Source organism: Aminobacterium sp. MB27-C1 (assembly GCF_030908405.1).
Lineage (GTDB): Bacteria > Synergistota > Synergistia > Synergistales > Aminobacteriaceae > Aminobacterium.
In genome coordinates this window covers 1,682,740-1,697,586 of sequence record NZ_CP133089.1, presented here as the reverse complement: position 1 = coordinate 1,697,586, position 14,847 = coordinate 1,682,740, and the positions used below count along the sequence as shown (strand labels likewise).

At 40.3% G+C, this 14,847-nt stretch carries 15 protein-coding genes; 13 read left to right on the top strand and 2 right to left on the bottom strand.

The window, feature by feature from the left end; translation table 11 throughout:
• The first annotated feature begins 47 nt into the window (after positions 1 to 47).
• From RBH88_RS08250 to RBH88_RS08235, 4 genes are read left to right on the top strand one after another with little or no spacing between them, the layout of a single operon-like run.
• Positions 48 to 839, top strand: a complete 792-nt coding sequence (locus RBH88_RS08250) for a nitrilase-related carbon-nitrogen hydrolase (RefSeq protein ID WP_213690391.1) — start codon at positions 48 to 50, stop codon at positions 837 to 839.
• A 19-nt stretch (positions 840 to 858) separates the two neighbouring features.
• A complete protein-coding gene (locus RBH88_RS08245; RefSeq protein WP_213690390.1) occupies positions 859 to 1,308 on the top strand; it encodes a hypothetical protein in 450 nt (149 codons plus the stop codon).
• A gap of 31 nt (positions 1,309 to 1,339) precedes the next feature.
• Positions 1,340 to 2,242: a PhzF family isomerase gene (locus RBH88_RS08240; RefSeq protein ID WP_213701317.1), complete on the top strand. Its 903-nt coding sequence runs from the start codon at positions 1,340 to 1,342 to the stop codon at positions 2,240 to 2,242.
• A 37-nt stretch (positions 2,243 to 2,279) separates the two neighbouring features.
• Entirely contained in the window at positions 2,280 to 3,491 is a 1,212-nt protein-coding gene (locus RBH88_RS08235; protein ID WP_213695553.1) for a PLP-dependent aminotransferase family protein, read from the top strand.
• A gap of 31 nt (positions 3,492 to 3,522) precedes the next feature.
• Here RBH88_RS08235 and mprF read toward each other — a convergent pair whose 3' ends face one another.
• Positions 3,523 to 6,072, bottom strand: a complete 2,550-nt coding sequence (gene mprF, locus RBH88_RS08230) for a bifunctional lysylphosphatidylglycerol flippase/synthetase MprF (RefSeq protein ID WP_213690387.1) — start codon at positions 6,070 to 6,072, stop codon at positions 3,523 to 3,525.
• 155 nt (positions 6,073 to 6,227) lie between these two features.
• On the opposite strand from mprF, the gene RBH88_RS08225 reads away from it, so the two are divergent.
• The 8 genes from RBH88_RS08225 to RBH88_RS08195 all read left to right on the top strand — a co-directional run bounded on the left by RBH88_RS08225 (position 6,228) and on the right by RBH88_RS08195 (position 12,810).
• A complete protein-coding gene (locus RBH88_RS08225) occupies positions 6,228 to 7,454 on the top strand; it encodes an aminotransferase class III-fold pyridoxal phosphate-dependent enzyme (RefSeq protein WP_213690386.1) in 1,227 nt (408 codons plus the stop codon).
• Positions 7,455 to 7,466: 12 nt separating this feature from the next.
• On the top strand, positions 7,467 to 7,697 hold the full coding sequence (locus RBH88_RS11740; RefSeq protein WP_213690385.1) for a DUF1848 family protein: 231 nt from the start codon (positions 7,467 to 7,469) through the stop codon (positions 7,695 to 7,697).
• 400 nt (positions 7,698 to 8,097) lie between these two features.
• Entirely contained in the window at positions 8,098 to 8,670 is a 573-nt protein-coding gene (locus RBH88_RS08220; RefSeq protein WP_213690383.1) for a 2-oxoacid:acceptor oxidoreductase family protein, read from the top strand.
• On the top strand, positions 8,667 to 8,993 hold the full coding sequence (locus RBH88_RS08215; RefSeq protein WP_213690382.1) for a 4Fe-4S dicluster domain-containing protein: 327 nt from the start codon (positions 8,667 to 8,669) through the stop codon (positions 8,991 to 8,993). The genes RBH88_RS08220 and RBH88_RS08215 overlap by 4 nt, the downstream gene beginning before the upstream one ends.
• A gap of 16 nt (positions 8,994 to 9,009) precedes the next feature.
• On the top strand, positions 9,010 to 10,176 hold the full coding sequence (gene porA / locus RBH88_RS08210; RefSeq protein WP_213690381.1) for a pyruvate ferredoxin oxidoreductase: 1,167 nt from the start codon (positions 9,010 to 9,012) through the stop codon (positions 10,174 to 10,176).
• 13 nt (positions 10,177 to 10,189) lie between these two features.
• The gene (locus RBH88_RS08205; RefSeq protein WP_213695555.1) at positions 10,190 to 11,134 is read left to right on the top strand and encodes a thiamine pyrophosphate-dependent enzyme; all 945 of its coding nucleotides are present in this window, start codon (positions 10,190 to 10,192) and stop codon (positions 11,132 to 11,134) included.
• 53 nt (positions 11,135 to 11,187) lie between these two features.
• Entirely contained in the window at positions 11,188 to 11,988 is an 801-nt protein-coding gene (locus RBH88_RS08200) for an acetoacetate decarboxylase family protein (RefSeq protein WP_213690379.1), read from the top strand.
• 15 nt (positions 11,989 to 12,003) lie between these two features.
• Positions 12,004 to 12,810, top strand: coding sequence for an SDR family oxidoreductase (locus RBH88_RS08195; RefSeq protein WP_213690378.1), 807 nt, complete (start codon positions 12,004 to 12,006; stop codon positions 12,808 to 12,810).
• Between the two features lie 15 nt (positions 12,811 to 12,825).
• Here RBH88_RS08195 and RBH88_RS08190 read toward each other — a convergent pair whose 3' ends face one another.
• Positions 12,826 to 14,031 carry a hypothetical protein gene (locus RBH88_RS08190; protein ID WP_213690377.1) on the bottom strand — a complete coding sequence of 402 codons (1,206 nt, stop codon included), beginning with the start codon at positions 14,029 to 14,031 and terminating at the stop codon, positions 12,826 to 12,828.
• Between the two features lie 170 nt (positions 14,032 to 14,201).
• Between RBH88_RS08190 and RBH88_RS08185 the strand changes: the two genes are divergently transcribed.
• Entirely contained in the window at positions 14,202 to 14,792 is a 591-nt protein-coding gene (locus RBH88_RS08185) for a GrpB family protein (RefSeq protein ID WP_307879532.1), read from the top strand.
• The last annotated feature ends 55 nt before the right edge of the window (positions 14,793 to 14,847 follow it).

The following is a 14,847-nucleotide window of genomic DNA, read 5'->3' as shown; positions in this document are numbered from 1 at the left end:
AGGCGTTTTCTGACGCCGCTTTTCTTTTTTTGTAAAGGAGGTTTATCGTGCGTATTAGTAGTATTCAAATGAAGACGAAGCTGGCTGATGTTGATCATAACTTTTCTCGTGTGCAAAAGTTGATAAGAAAAACAGTTGAAAATGAAAAGCCAGATGTAATAGTTTTGCCTGAGATGTGGAACATCGGTTTTTTCCCTAAGGAAAATCTAGACGTTCTCTGCGATAATGAAGGTGAACGTACTAAGCGTGAATTAGGCTCATTAGCTAGAGAGTTAAATATCAACATTGTTGCTGGTTCAGTTGGCAACAGACGTGAAAATCAAATTTTCAATACATCGCTTGTCTTTAATAGAGCGGGTATATGCATTGCTGAATATGATAAAGCTCATCTGTTTTCTTCCATAGGCGAAAATGACTATTTTTCTCAAGGAAATCACTCAACTATTTTTAAACTTGATGATGTGACGTGCGGAGTTGTTATTGGATATGATGTGTATTTCCCAGAGCTGACAAGAACTTTGGCACTCCAAGGAGCAGATGTATTATTTGCCGTTGCTCAATGGCCAATGACTGATATTACGCATATAAATGTGCTTGTAGAGGCAAGGGCTATTGAAAATCAGTCTTTCTTCGTTTTTACGAATTCATGTGGCACTGCGGCTAAAGTGAAATATGGAGGGAATTCATCACTAACAGGTCCTCGGGGTGAGATTCTCGGGCGTACTGGATTGGTAGAGAATACACTTACAACTGATATAGATCTTGCCATGATTAGCGATATTAATAACTCAACTAACATGTTTTGTGATCGCCAACCGATGATATATAGAGTGAACTAACAGGTGAGGAGGGGGGAAGATGCGCCATTTAATGCTCTTGGAAACAATGAATTGGATTGCATCTGGCATCTATTTTGATGAACATGGGAAAGAGTATAAAGTTAATGGCCAGAGCAAAGTAAAACGCGACAAAGAACGTTGGTCAATATCTGGTTTTATGGAAGTTTTACTCGATACCCCCATTAAGTTCTATAACGATTATGAAGTGGAACCAACCGATGATAACTGTATTTTGAAATGGACGTCTTTTAACCCCGGTCTCGGCAAGTTATGTGGCAAATTCTCTTTTATTGATGATGCAATAATTTCTGATTTTGTATCAGAAGACGAAAAATATTCAGGCTTCGAAGTCCTTACACTTCTTAATGAAAAAACCTATAAAGCTATTGGAATTTGCTTTGATGGCGAGAAAAGAATATCCTCATGGTCTGTAATTCTAAAAGCCGATAATGTTTTCTGCAAAGAGTAATCACTTTTATAATGAATAGGGGACAAAACATATGACAAGAGAATACCGTTGTTATCAAATTGATTCCTTTACGAAAGAGAAATTCTCTGGAAATCCGGCAGGAGTGATTACAAACGCTGACAGACTCACAGAAATGGAAATGCAGAAAATTGCCAGAGAACTTAATAATTCGGAGACAGCTTTTATTTTTCCATCTTTGGAAGATGTGTATGACGTAGAAGTCCGTTTTTTTACACCAACAAAAGAAGTTCCAATCTGTGGCCACGCAACAATTGCAGCGCATTACGCACGTGCTGTTGAAAACTCTATGGGAACAGTGAGGATTTACCAAAAAACCGGTGCGGGAATTTTGCCTGTTGATATTATTAAAGAAAAAGATGACTACCGAATAGTAATGACTCAAGGCCAAATTGAGTTTGGGGATACTTTAACTGGCGAAATTTTGGACAAAATACTATCTGCTTTGAATATAAGCTATGGAGATTTGCTTGAAAATTATCCAGTCCAAATTGTTTCTACTGGCCACTCAAAAGTTATGATTGGCATAAAAGATAAAGAAACACTAGACTGTCTTCAGCCTGATCTTTCCTTTTTGGCAGAAATTAGCGGAAAAATTCAATGCAATGGATTTTATGTCTTTACGATAGATCATGAGAGCGATATTTTAGTTCACGGAAGGATGTTTGCACCTGCAATAGGTATTTCCGAAGATCCTGTTACTGGTAATGCCAACGGGCCTTTAGGGGCTTATCTGGTTCATTACAAAAAAGTTGACTGCACAAGCTCACGATTCTTTTTTAGAGCAATGCAAGGAGAAGCAATTCATCGACCTGGAGTTATAGACGTTCAAGTAGATATAAATAATGGAGAACCTGACGAAGTTAAAATTTCGGGGAATGCAGTTATTGTGTTCCAATCAGAAATTTTATTGTGAGGAAATCTGTATAACAAATAGGGGGTGTGCTATAACCATGTCACGATTTGCCGAACGAATGAAGACTATGGAAAAGTCCGCCAAGATTATTCGAAACCTCTTCGGTGCAATGAACGATCCAGATCTTATCTCCTTCGGAGGTGGCGCTCCAGCAAAAGAGGCTCTTCCAATTGATATCGTTCGAGAAATTACCAACGAAGTTATGCGAACTGATAAAAGAGGGGTAGAAGCTCTCCAATACGGCAATGTTATGGGATTGCTCGACCTTAGGGAAGTTGTTGTGAGTGAGCTGTTGGCTCCTAAAGGGGTAAAAGCGAAGGCTGACAATATATTAATCACAAGTGGTGGTTTAGAAGGTATGAACCTTCTCTGTCAGCTTTTTATCGATCCGGGAGACGTGATATTGGTAGAATCCCCCACCTTTGTGCATTGTGTGGAAATATTTGAGATGTTCCAGGCTAAATGTATTGGCGTAGATATGGATAATGATGGAATGATCCCTGAAGATCTCGAAGCCAAAATTATGAAATACAAACCCAAGATGGTTTACGTGATTCCGACTTTTCAGAATCCTTCAGGAAGAACCCTTTCCCTTGAGAGACGAAAGAGAGTGGCGGAGTTGGGAAGCAAATATGACGTTATTATTCTCGAAGACGATCCTTATCGAGATATACGTTATAGTGGCGTTGATTTGAAGCCTATTAAGGCATTCGACGAGACGGGGCATACTGTTCTTGCAAATAGTTTTTCGAAAATATTTTCACCAGGCAGCAGACTTGGATATGTGTTTGCCAGCGACGAAGTGACAACAAAATTATTCGATGCCAAGACGGCTACAAACTCTCATACCTCTATGTTGCCTCAGGTTATTTGTGCGGAGTTTTTTAAACGAGGCTATTATCCAGCTCACCATAAAATGATTTGTGACCTGTATAGAGAGAGAAGAGACACAATGATTGAGTGTATCGATGCATTTTTCCCGAAAGGAACCAAGAGAACCTTCCCTGATGGCGGTCTCTTTACATGGGCGGAGCTGCCGGGAGGAATCAATACAACAGATCTTCTAGTGGAAGCGACATCAAATCCCAATGTAAAAGTGGCTTATGTGGCGGGAGAAGGCTTTTTCGTCGAAGGTGGCGGTAAGGGAAATAATTGCATGAGACTGAGTTTTGGCGCAGTTGCTCCAGAGAAAATTAAAATAGGGGCTAAGAATTTGGGCGACTTGATCTCTTCAAAGTTGAAAGAATAGCATGGAATTATCGAATTCTTGCCGGAGGAGTCTATTTCCTAAAAATGCCAGTTATTCCTCCGGCAATGAGGGATGATATATCTGCTAATACTTTAGGTAAAGATAATTTCCCAGGAAAAGCAAGATATCGTGCTTCCCACTGAGGTGTAAATTTATCTTTATACATTCTTAAACCCTGAAAATTATAAAAGTATTCTCCATGGCGGTAGAGAAAATTACCGAATTTATGCCATAAAGGTGCCATTTTGTGCCCTTCTAATCCGGAAAGTGGGGCCATCCCAAGGTTGAAATATGCAAATCCCTGTTCTTTTCCCCATATCATAGTCTTTAAAAAGAGGTAATCCATAACTTCCATTGGAACATCCGATGTATAACGCATAAGGTCTGGAGAAAGTTCTTCCCTCCCATAACTGGTCCAGAGATTGCAAAAGGCTACTATTGAAGAATCAATCTCAACTATACCAATTGGGAATTTGCTCATGTAATCCCTATCAAAAAATCCCAATGAAAAGCCTTTCTCTCTTGTGTTTTTATCAGCCAGCCAAAGGGTTGAAATTTCTTCGATACGATTCATTACAAGTGCGCTTTCTGATGGCATGAGAACTCTAAAACGCAGGCCTTCCTTTTCTGCCTTTCTCAGAACCCATCTGAATTTTTTCTTTGAGCTTCCTTCTAGATCGAATTCACCAAGAGAGACTCTTCCAACTTCCCCAAGCTTAACAAGCGTTAAGCCCATATCTACATAGTTTGCAATTTGAGACGGTGATACCTGATAAAACACAGTGTTTCCTTCGTATTTATCGGCAAGCTCTCGAAACCCCCAAAGTAAGTCTGAAAATTCTTCTTCAGTGCCAATAGGGTCTCCCATGGAAATCCAACTTTTTCCGTGAATGCCGTACATTATCATAGAGTTTTCAGAAGCGCTGAAGTAAAACTTTTTATCGCCTAACATGGCAAGATAAGACTCGCTTTTGGTGGATAGTGACACAATCTTTTCTACAGCGGGCCAATTGGTTTCTTCTTTAGGTCCTTTTATGTTTGCGTGTTTGAACAGCTGTTTCATGGCGGCGATGCAGAGAAAAATGAGTATTCCTACCTGAGCTCGAAGGAATCTCGGAGCATTACTTTCAAGGGTAAATTGCCACCATAGTTGGGAAGAATAGTTTACATGGCGATAAGAAAAAAAGCCGACCCAAGTTGTTGCAATTAAGACAAGAAGCACACTTATCAACCATTGGGTGCTCATGACATTTCCGAGTAACATCCCTTTTCGGGTAAAGTGTTTTTTTGCAGGAATAAGAGAAATAATCATGGTAACGAGTATTCCCACCTCAATGTACCGAGCACCTCTAAACAGAGAGAAGACAATTCCCGATGCAAGCAATACACATGTAAGGAACCATGCTGTATCTATCTTTCTCAACAATCCTTGAGAGAGAAAAATAAGAGCCATACCAGTGATAGCGCTCAAAAAGTGAGATGCTTCAATAAGGGCAAGAGGAATGTATTTATCCATAAAATGCAAATATCCCATGGGGATGGGAAGAGATCCCGATACAAGAAGAATGGCACCGGCAATAAATGTTCCTAACGAAAAAAGGTAGGGAATTAATATAAGAAGTGTTGACGTTAGTTTTTTCCCTTTGGTGACTAAACGTTTTCCATTTGATACGGTTTCTCGTAAACCAAGGCATACGATTGCCGTGAAAAAGGGAACGATGTAATAAATACCTCTATAAACGAGAAGATTTCCCATAAGAGTATGTTTATCAATAGTTGGTGGCATAAGTAAAATTATGACTGTTTCAAAAACTCCAAGTCCTCCTGGTACTTGGCTGATCACTCCCGATAATTGTGCGAGGAGAAATATTCCGAGAAAGTAAAAGAATGATATGCCCGAAGTATTTCGTATCAGTATAAATAATACTGAAGAGGCAAGAAGCCAGTCAGAAATGGCAATGATGGCTTGAGGCAAAACTATGCGAATATCAAAGGGAGTACGATGCAAAAGGGAAAATCCGAGATAAAGAATACCTGGAATGAGAATAAGCACTCCCAAAAAATGAAGAGAACCGAAAGGAATGTGGAATTGCCCCGGTAAAACAAGAGGATCAAGTAAAAAAGCAGCTCCACCAATAATGCTATAACCTAACCAGAAGGTGCCACTAGTGAACCCGATTATGCGTGCTATTTCAATAGGAGAAAGCCCTAACGATGTGTATATCCTATAACGTATAGACCCACCAGAGACTAAGCTGAATCCGATATTATGGCTGAATGCGAAAGAAATAAACGAAGCTAAACAAGCGCTGCCATAATTTAACGGATGACCTATACTTTTAAGGGCAAGGAAATCATATAATGTAAGAACGAAGTAGTCGCATATCATGAATAAAAAAGCGAAAATAATATATTTAAAGGGAATTTGTGTTAGCTGAAATAGAATATCGTGAATATGGTAATCTTTGAGTTCTTTGTGAAGAACCCACAAGGCAGTGATAAAAAGAGAAAGTCCAATAACGGGTAGTAAATTTTTTATTATCGTTTCGAATGCGTTTAATTTGCTCAACAAACGTTTCATAATATTTCACCTCTTAACGAGGAATTATGTTCGTTTCTGAAATATTATCACACTCACTCTTCTCGCATATAGATGCAGTAAATTCCAGAATTTTCTATAACCATAGTATATTTTCGTTGTTTCATAAACGAGGAAGATATAGGAGGAATGTGAGAATGGAAGAAGTTAAAGAAAGTTGTTCCAGTAGTGATAAACGTTTGCGCTTATTCGAAAGTCCTCATGTTAGCTTAACTGTGTTGAGTGCCCAGGGAAACCGTATCCAGACAGCAGAATACGGAACTTTAGTCGATATGGAATCGGGTTGTTGGGCTGCTGTTTTGGGACATGCTCATCCAGAGATATTGGCGACAATGTCGAGTCAGTCTGTGAAGTCTATGCATTTACATCAGTTTTTTACAACGGAACATTCTGCTTGTCTAACGCAGGAAGTTACAGATGCCGCTGGTCTTCCATGTGATTACGATGGTACCTATCTTTCTTCCGGTAGTGAAGCTGTCTCCATGGCTGTATGGATGGCTGAAAAATTGACGCAGCGAAGAAAAAAATTATGCACAACGTTGTCGTATCTTGGAACCTCTTCAGAATTGCGGATGCCGCGTGATCCTAAAACGTGGGTAGATCTTAATGTAACAGAATGTATAGAGTGTGATAAAAAGCAGGATTGCGAAAGTTGCGGCAAATTCAAGAATGTAGATTTTATGTCTTGTGCTTGTTTTGTATTTGAGGCAGGTAATGCTGGCGGACGTGTGCTTTGCCCTCCAGAAAAGCTAATCTCTTATTTGACAAAACGAATTCGCTCTACTGGAGGCGTTGTTGTTTCAAACGAGGTCACTACTGGATTCGGTCGCACTGGTCGCTGGTTTGGTTTTCAATACTACGATTGTTTGCAAGGAGAGAGTCACTCTCCAGAAATCATTGCGATGGGGAAGGGACTTGGTAATGGCTATCCCATAAGTGGAGTCTTGATTCGTTCGCAACTTGGTAAAAAGATGACGGATCTCAAATTGCGTTATGTTCAATCTCACATTGATGACCCACTTGGATGTGCAGTAGCGAGAAAAGTTATAGAGGTCATGAAGCGGGGTAAACTTGTTGAGCGTGGCAGTAGAATTGGGGAATATCTGCGTCAAAAGCTTCAAAAACTGAAGACATGCGTTGTTGGTGTGAAGGAAATTCGCGGCCGAGGCATGATGAATGTAATTGACTTGGAAGCCGATTATATGGCGGAACAAGTTTTTGAGGCGCTTCTGAATAAGGGATATTTTACAGGGTATTCACCCCTGTTTAATTTTATACATTGTTATGCGCCGCTTACGTTGGGAGAGGAAGAAGTGGATGGCTTCGTTCTCTCATTGAAACAGATTTTAGAAGAGAAAAAATAGAAAAGGTAAAATATGTGGAGCAAAACGACTATCAAGACACAAAAAGGGCCTCAAGAAGCTATTTGCCCTATTTTACTTTCTGCCAGTCGAGCGACTGATATTCCAGCTTTTTATATGCCGTGGTTTATGAGGCGGCTAGAGGAAGGATATGCCCCGCCGAGGAGTTGTTTTTTGGTCAAAAAATCCAGCCCCTCTTTTGTTACATATACGTTTTCGGGGCTATTCAGCCGCAAGATCTTTTAGAGAAAATATACGTAAAGTTCGATCAAACCTCAAGAAAACGGGAATTCATTATCGAAATTTTAGTGAAGACGACATGATTTTCATTGCTCAAAAAATTTCCAAGAACATGATGAGAAAAACGACGCAATTTTGAGCTAATCCACATTAGAGATTATATTCCCCATAGTTTATGCCACTCTGCATAAAAGAATCTATTTTATATAAAAGGATAAATACGCTATGATATTGCAAGAATTCTCCAATAAGTTTTATAAAAATTGGTTAGCTTTTTAATGTGATCTAGTTTTCCCGATGCGCTGTCCTACTTCTGAATTTACTTTTCGATGATCTGGCGTTGCTCATAAGACTGCTTTTTACATGTACTCCGATTTCACCAAATTTGAAAGGAGTTGATGTAGTAATGCCTCTCGCCATTGAAATCAGGTGGCATGGACGAGGAGGCCAGGGAGCCAAATCGGGTTCAGCAATACTTTCTGAGGTATTGTTTGGAGCCGGGAAATTCGTCCAGTCTTTCCCCGAGTACGGTGCAGAACGTCAGGGAGCGCCTATGAAGGCCTACAACAGGGTTTCTGATCAACCAATCCGCAAACGCTGTGGAGTTCAGAATCCCAATGTAGTTGCAGTCATAGACCCCACTTTGCTCGATGCTGCTCGTCCAACCGAGGGATGCGATGACAATACGGTTTATCTTATCAATACTCCCATGTCACCTGCCGATATTAAGGAAAAACTCGGCCTTCCAGATGCAGTCAAGGTTATAACAATTGATGCGACAAAAATCACACTGGAGGAATTTGGCCAGAATCGCCCCAACGCTCCTATGCTCGGAACTTTTGCTCATATTTTTACAGAGGTTCCCATTCAGGCATTTGTTGACCACTTCTCTCATAAGATGGCAAAGCTACCTGAAAAGGTGCTGGCCGCCAATCTCAGGGCCATTAAGAGGGGCTATGAGGAGGTACAAATCGGATGAGTACGTGCAAAAATTGGAAAGAAATGAAAGACATGGGCAAGCCTAAAAGATGGCAGGATGTTCCTATGGGAGGAATTACTTACGGGGCTTCGGCTGAGAATGTTGAAACAGGCCAATGGCGAAGCATTCGTCCGGTATGGAATGGAGAAGAGTGTATTTCTTGCATGCTTTGTTGGGTTCAGTGCCCGGATCGTTCAATTACAACCGATGAGAACGGAAAGGTAACGGGTATCGACTACTTCTATTGTAAAGGCTGTGGAATATGCGCCCAAGTATGCCCCAAAAAGGCGATAGAGATGCGGCCTGAATCAGATTTCGCGTAGAAGGGGGCGGAAAAAGATGCCACGTAAAGAGATTACATCAGGAAATTGGGCTTTTGCTGAAGCGATGCGTCAGATAAATCCAGACGTAGTCGCAGCTTACCCCATAACTCCATCGACAGACATAATTATGAAGTTTGCAGAATTTGTTGCAAACGGTGAGGTCGATACAAATTTCGTTACGGTGGAAAGTGAGCATTCTGCCATAACAGCCTGCGTAACAGCCTCAGCTGCTGGAGCCCGTGTTATGACTGCTTCAAGTGCAAATGGAGTAGCACTTATGCATGAGGTTTTTCCTATCGCAGGCTGTTTCAGAACACCCATTGTTTTTGGTCTAGTAAACAGAAGTGTAGGGGCACCCATAAATATTCACTGTGATCACAGTGATAGTATGTCCCAGCGAGATTATGGCTGGATACATCTATATTGTGAAGATGCCCAGGAAGTCTATGATTCTGCCATTATGGCGATACGGCTCAGCGAGAACAAGGATATTCTCACCCCCGTATTTGTTTGTCAGGACGGCTTTATTACAAGCCATGGTTTTGAACCTGTAGAGTTCCTTGACGATGATGTTGTGAAAAATTTCGTGGGAGAAAGAAATCCTATCAATCCTCTGCTTGATGTCGAAAATCCCGTAACATATGGATCCTTCGCTATGTCTGAGTATTACTTTGAAATTAAACGTCAGCAGATCGAAGCACATAAAAAGGCCCTCGCTCTTTATGACAAGATAGCGAAAGAATTCGAGTCTATATCAGGTCGATATTATCCCATGATCGATTGTTACAAAACTGAAGATGCTGATTTTGTTATTGTTGTTATGTCTTCAGCGTCAGGAGCTGTCAAAGATGTGGTTGATGAGATGAGAAATAAGGGGCATAAGGTCGGTTGTCTTCGCGTTCGTATGTTCCGTCCCTTCCCTGCTGAAGCGATAGCTGCTGTTCTTAAAGGGAAAAAGGCTATTGCTGTTTTAGATAGATGTTTAAGCATTGGCGGAACCGCGCCTCTCGTTGCAGAAGTAAGAAGTGCCCTCTATGCTGCCGGGGACTTGGTTCCTGTCAATAGCTGCATTTATGGTCTTGGGGGAAGAGATTTCTTCCCGCAGTATGCAGAAGGAATCTTCATGGACCTCATCAATGGCAAGATTTCGCATGAAGAGCACTATATCGGCCTTCTAGAATAGGGGGATGGCGAAGATGAGTATAAAAATCAGCGATGTTGTTCATAAAAAAAGCCCTATGACGCAAGGACACCGCATGTGCCCTGGATGTGGCGCCCCGACGGCCGTACATCAGGGACTCATGGGCGTAGATTCCCCTCTTGTCATAATCAATGCAACAGGTTGCCTTGAGGTTTCTACAACTGTATATCCCTTCAGTGCTTGGCGTGTGCCATGGATTCATACGGCCTTTGAAAATGCTGGAGCGGGAGCTTCCGGTGTTGAGGCAGCCTATCAGGCTTTAAGAAAAAGAGGGAAGATAGATAAAAAGATTAAAATTGTTGCCTTCGGAGGCGATGGTGGAACGTACGATATAGGTTTGCAGTCTCTTTCCGGGGCTTTGGAAAGAGGACATGATTTTACCTATATTTGTTATAACAACCAGGGATATATGAATACGGGGGCGCAACGAAGTAGTGCTACTCCTCGTGGAGCTAATGCAACTACTTCTCCTGCTGGCAGCGTTATTCCCGGAAAACTACAGAAACCTAAAGATCTTACAAGTATTGCTGCTGCCCATCATATTCCCTATGTGGCTCAGACAACTCTCTTTAATCACATAGACGTTGCCACTAAGGTCAAAAGAGCCATAGAAACGCCCGGCCCAGCTTTCGTTAATATTCTTGTTCCCTGTGTTCTTTTCTGGAGAATTGATCCGGCGTTGCAGGGAGATATTTGTAAGAAGGCTGCTGAAACCCGTTTTTGGCCTATATATGAAGTTATAGACGGGGAATGGAAACTTTCGTATAAGCCTAAAAAACGTGTGCCTATTGAAGAGTTTTTGAAACCCCAGGGACGTTATTCTCACCTTTTCAAAGGGGAGAAATCCAAGGCTCTTTTAGAGCAAGCTCAGGCAGATATAGAGATAGATTGGAACTACATACTAGATCGTTGTAAAGAGACTTGGATACCGCAGGAGTAACGAAAAGGCCGACTTTTTAAAGTCGGCTTTTCCTTTTGGCTGGAGGTGATATTTTGAGAGGAAAATTTAAATTCCGAGAAGACTTTGTTTATAAAATGCCGGTACATTTTTGGGGATACCCCTTTTACCCGGTACGGACAGAGTATGGAGATATGAGGTGTATTAGCATTCAGTTTGAAACAGAACAAGAGCCCTTGTTGGAACTCATTCCTGAAGATTTTAATCTTCTTCAGCCCTTAGTAAACGTTCAATATGCAAACTGTCGAGATGTTGATTGGATGTCAGGTGGCGAGTATCGGCTCATACAGCTTAGCGCTCCAGTTGAATATGTTGGAAATTCTGATGGATTAGCTGGTGAATATGTATTTGTCATATGGGAGAACAAGGCGTGTCCTATTATTGGGGGACGAGAAGAGGATGGCATGCCCAAACTTTTTGCAGACATTGCGTTTGAAAGACATATTAAAGATCATTGGTACACTGCAGCGAGCTATGAAAGTTGTAATTTCATAAAACTTAATTTTGTAAGAGGAGAAGAAGTTTCCGAAAAGGATGTTGGTAAGGTCAACGAACATTCTAAGGTTAACCTCTTTGGATGGCGTTATTTGCCCAATTTGGGTAAAGGAGGTGCTACGTTAAGCCACGCAACACTTTATCCACAAGAAATGATAGCAAAACAGGTCTGGAAAGGTGAGGGTAAGATTGAATGGACTCGGCTTACCCAAGAGCAACATCCGCTACAGAGCAGAATCATTGATACCCTTTCAGCGTTACCAATAGTGAAATACACAAATTCCTTGATGATAAAAGGGGTATCCAGACTCAATGTAGGCGACTCTAAAATGTTGCCATAAAAAGGGGGGGTTGCTATGAGTGAATATTTTGAAGGTAAGGTTGCAGTTGTAACTGGAGCTGCCGCGGGTATAGGCTTGGGATTAACGGAGCATCTACTTATGCGAGGAGCGACAGCAGTATTTATGGGCGATGTGAACGAAGAAAATCTTGAAAGGGAATCTGAACGTCTAAACACAAATTATGATGGGCAAGTTTTCCCGATGAAGACAGATGTGACTATGCTAGCGGATGTTGAAAAACTTATCAATGCAGCAAGAGCTTTCGATGGGCATCTTGATTTTGTGTTTAATAACGCAGGGAAGGGGATGACTCTTCCTACAGAGAAAATAACTTTTGACATTTGGAAATCAATAATTGAGTTGAATCTAATGGGGATTGTTCATGGAACATATACAGCAATTCCTATAATGCGAGAGCAAGGGTTTGGACATATTATAAACACGGGTTCTATTACAGGACGTATTCCTGTGCCTTATCAAGCTGTATATGCAGCAAGTAAAAGTGCAGTTATTTCAATGACTGAGAGTTTGAAATACGAGCTAGAAGCGGAAGGGCTACAGTTCAGCGTTTTTTGTCCCGGCAATGTCGCTACATCGGCATTTGGAGGTATGGCTCCTCCTCCAGACGCAATAAGTGTTGACGAGGCTGTTGATTATATTCTTGAAGAAATTGAAAAAAAGTCTCTTGTTATTATCTTTCCTCAAGTTATGCGAGATATGGATGCTCTTTATAGGGAAAACAGAGAAGAATTCGACAAAATTGCTAGTGAAATAGCGAATGTACGTCGTAAAAATTATCAAACAAAGGGCGTCTATTATTAGGCAAAGAGAGCAATGTTAGTTAGTAATATTCATTTCTCTTTGCATTTTGTCTATAAGTTTCAGTATATGTAATAGGTACAGAAGAACGAATCCGTTTGCTGCGAGAATTACACCAATTACCCATCCTGAAATCAGATGGGCAATAAGCATTGATGTACCAAAAAGAATAGAGACCAGATTTAGTGTGAGTTGGGCTAATGTAAGTCTAACTAATATTGGAGGGACAGGAGATTGTGATTTTCCTAGTTTTTTAAAAATAGGAGCGCATATTTTCCAGAGCATAATGGCTCCTCCAAGAATGTTGAGTACTCCGACAAGCATAGTAAGAGGAGAAACAAGTATTTCAGGAATGATACAAGAAGTAATTCCAAGTGCTGCGAATAGGAGGCCAAGAAAAATCATGAGCCACGAGCGTGGAAATGGCCCTAGTGGTGTGTTTCCGAAGGCGAGCATCTGAATCGCAAAGATAATCATCAATAATCCCAGTTGCGCGCTTCCAGAAAATGGAAGTAGACCGAAATTGACAGGGAGTAATAAAAACCCGAGTAATACCATGAAGATTCCTGTCAGTAAAATCATTGTCTTATCAGTAGAAAGGTCAATGCTAGTTTCGTTATTTAAATTCCCAGCCTCTGGATAGTTGAGATATATTTTCCGAAGAATTTTTGCAAGGTAGATAATGGCGATTCCGTAAATTAGTATTACTACTGCTGTTTTAGACGTTGTTAGTAAATCCTTTTTTAAGATGAGTATCCCGATTAGCATTGATAGTAAGTAAATAGTTGCGCAGGCGAAGGAGAGTGAACGGAATATCTTTCCATATTTTAACCATGATCGAAGTTTGTCTTTAGAAAATATCATTTGAAGAAGCAGCAAGAAACCGCCAAGGCCGAAGCAGAAAAAAAGTAGCATTCGGGGAATATTGTTGAACATGTCTGGTATAAAACATGTCATAATGCCTATAGCTGCAATGATCAAGCCAACAACAAGTAATGATTTTGTTCTGCGCATATCTCCGAATGGAGTTTTACCGAGAGTGATCATCTGCAAAGCGAAAATGAACAAAAGCAAACCGTATAGGCCGTTTTCATAATAAGGAAGTCTTCCTGTTGATACTGGAAAAAGCAAAATTCCAGTAAGCAACATAACCATCCCGATAATTATCAGAATGACGACATCGAAGGAGATATCTGCCATTGCCAATAGATTATTTTTTTTCATTTTACAAATTCTCCTTATAATTTAAGGTTACGTTACTCGACTCATTCTATGTATAACTTGTTCTTTAGCTTTAAATGGGAGTATTTTTATTTGCATAAGATAATTATTAATATAATATTTACGCTCTACCGATTAATTGTCAAACTATTTTAGTAAAGAGGTATATAACAATGGAGAAAGATTTAAAATCAATGTCGAACGAAGAGTTGTGGGCTTTGTTTCCAATTATTTTAAAAGAACACAACCCCGAGTATGCTCGATGGTATTTGGAAGAGAAATTGAATATCATGCGTATTGTTAAAGAAGAGAACATAGAGAGAATAAACCATATAGGCAGTACGTCAGTTCAAGGTTTAGTGGCAAAACCTACGATTGATATATTGCTTGAAATACGAAAACGATGCGATTCTAACTTTTTAATTCATTTATTAGAGAATAATGAGTATATCTTTGTTCCTCAGCCAGATAATCCACCTCCACATATGATGTTTATGAAGGGATACACATTAAAAGGATTTGCTGAAAGAGTATTTCATCTTCACGTCAGATATTTGGGAGATTGGAACGAATTATATTTTCGTGATTATCTTTTGACACACGCAAATGTAGCAGAAAAGTATGGGAGATTGAAAGAAAGATTAAAGAAGGAATACGAACACGATAGAGATAAATATACTGAAGCTAAAACCGAATTTATTATGCACTACACTAATATTGCTAGAAAATTATACGCAGGTCGGTATGACTTAGAAGGCAAATAGAAAACTATTACCTCTCAAAACTAACATATTGTATTGACATGTTAAATGAAATGAC

Excerpts from the sequence above, each read along its gene's own strand:
- RBH88_RS08235 (WP_213695553.1), top strand. The coding sequence starts at position 2,280 with ATGTCACGATTTGCCGAACGAATGAAGACTATGGAAAAGTCCGCCAAG.
- mprF (WP_213690387.1), bottom strand. The coding sequence starts at position 6,072 with ATGAAACGTTTGTTGAGCAAATTAAACGCATTCGAAACGATAATAAAA.
- porA (WP_213690381.1), top strand. The coding sequence starts at position 9,010 with ATGCCACGTAAAGAGATTACATCAGGAAATTGGGCTTTTGCTGAAGCG.
- RBH88_RS08245 (WP_213690390.1), top strand. The coding sequence starts at position 859 with ATGCGCCATTTAATGCTCTTGGAAACAATGAATTGGATTGCATCTGGC.
- RBH88_RS08185 (WP_307879532.1), top strand. The coding sequence starts at position 14,202 with ATGGAGAAAGATTTAAAATCAATGTCGAACGAAGAGTTGTGGGCTTTG.
- RBH88_RS08205 (WP_213695555.1), top strand. The coding sequence starts at position 10,190 with ATGAGTATAAAAATCAGCGATGTTGTTCATAAAAAAAGCCCTATGACG.
- RBH88_RS08195 (WP_213690378.1), top strand. The coding sequence starts at position 12,004 with ATGAGTGAATATTTTGAAGGTAAGGTTGCAGTTGTAACTGGAGCTGCC.
- RBH88_RS08190 (WP_213690377.1), bottom strand. The coding sequence starts at position 14,031 with ATGAAAAAAAATAATCTATTGGCAATGGCAGATATCTCCTTCGATGTC.
- RBH88_RS08215 (WP_213690382.1), top strand. The coding sequence starts at position 8,667 with ATGAGTACGTGCAAAAATTGGAAAGAAATGAAAGACATGGGCAAGCCT.
- RBH88_RS08240 (WP_213701317.1), top strand. The coding sequence starts at position 1,340 with ATGACAAGAGAATACCGTTGTTATCAAATTGATTCCTTTACGAAAGAG.
- RBH88_RS08220 (WP_213690383.1), top strand. The coding sequence starts at position 8,098 with ATGCCTCTCGCCATTGAAATCAGGTGGCATGGACGAGGAGGCCAGGGA.
- RBH88_RS11740 (WP_213690385.1), top strand. The coding sequence starts at position 7,467 with ATGTGGAGCAAAACGACTATCAAGACACAAAAAGGGCCTCAAGAAGCT.
- RBH88_RS08225 (WP_213690386.1), top strand. The coding sequence starts at position 6,228 with ATGGAAGAAGTTAAAGAAAGTTGTTCCAGTAGTGATAAACGTTTGCGC.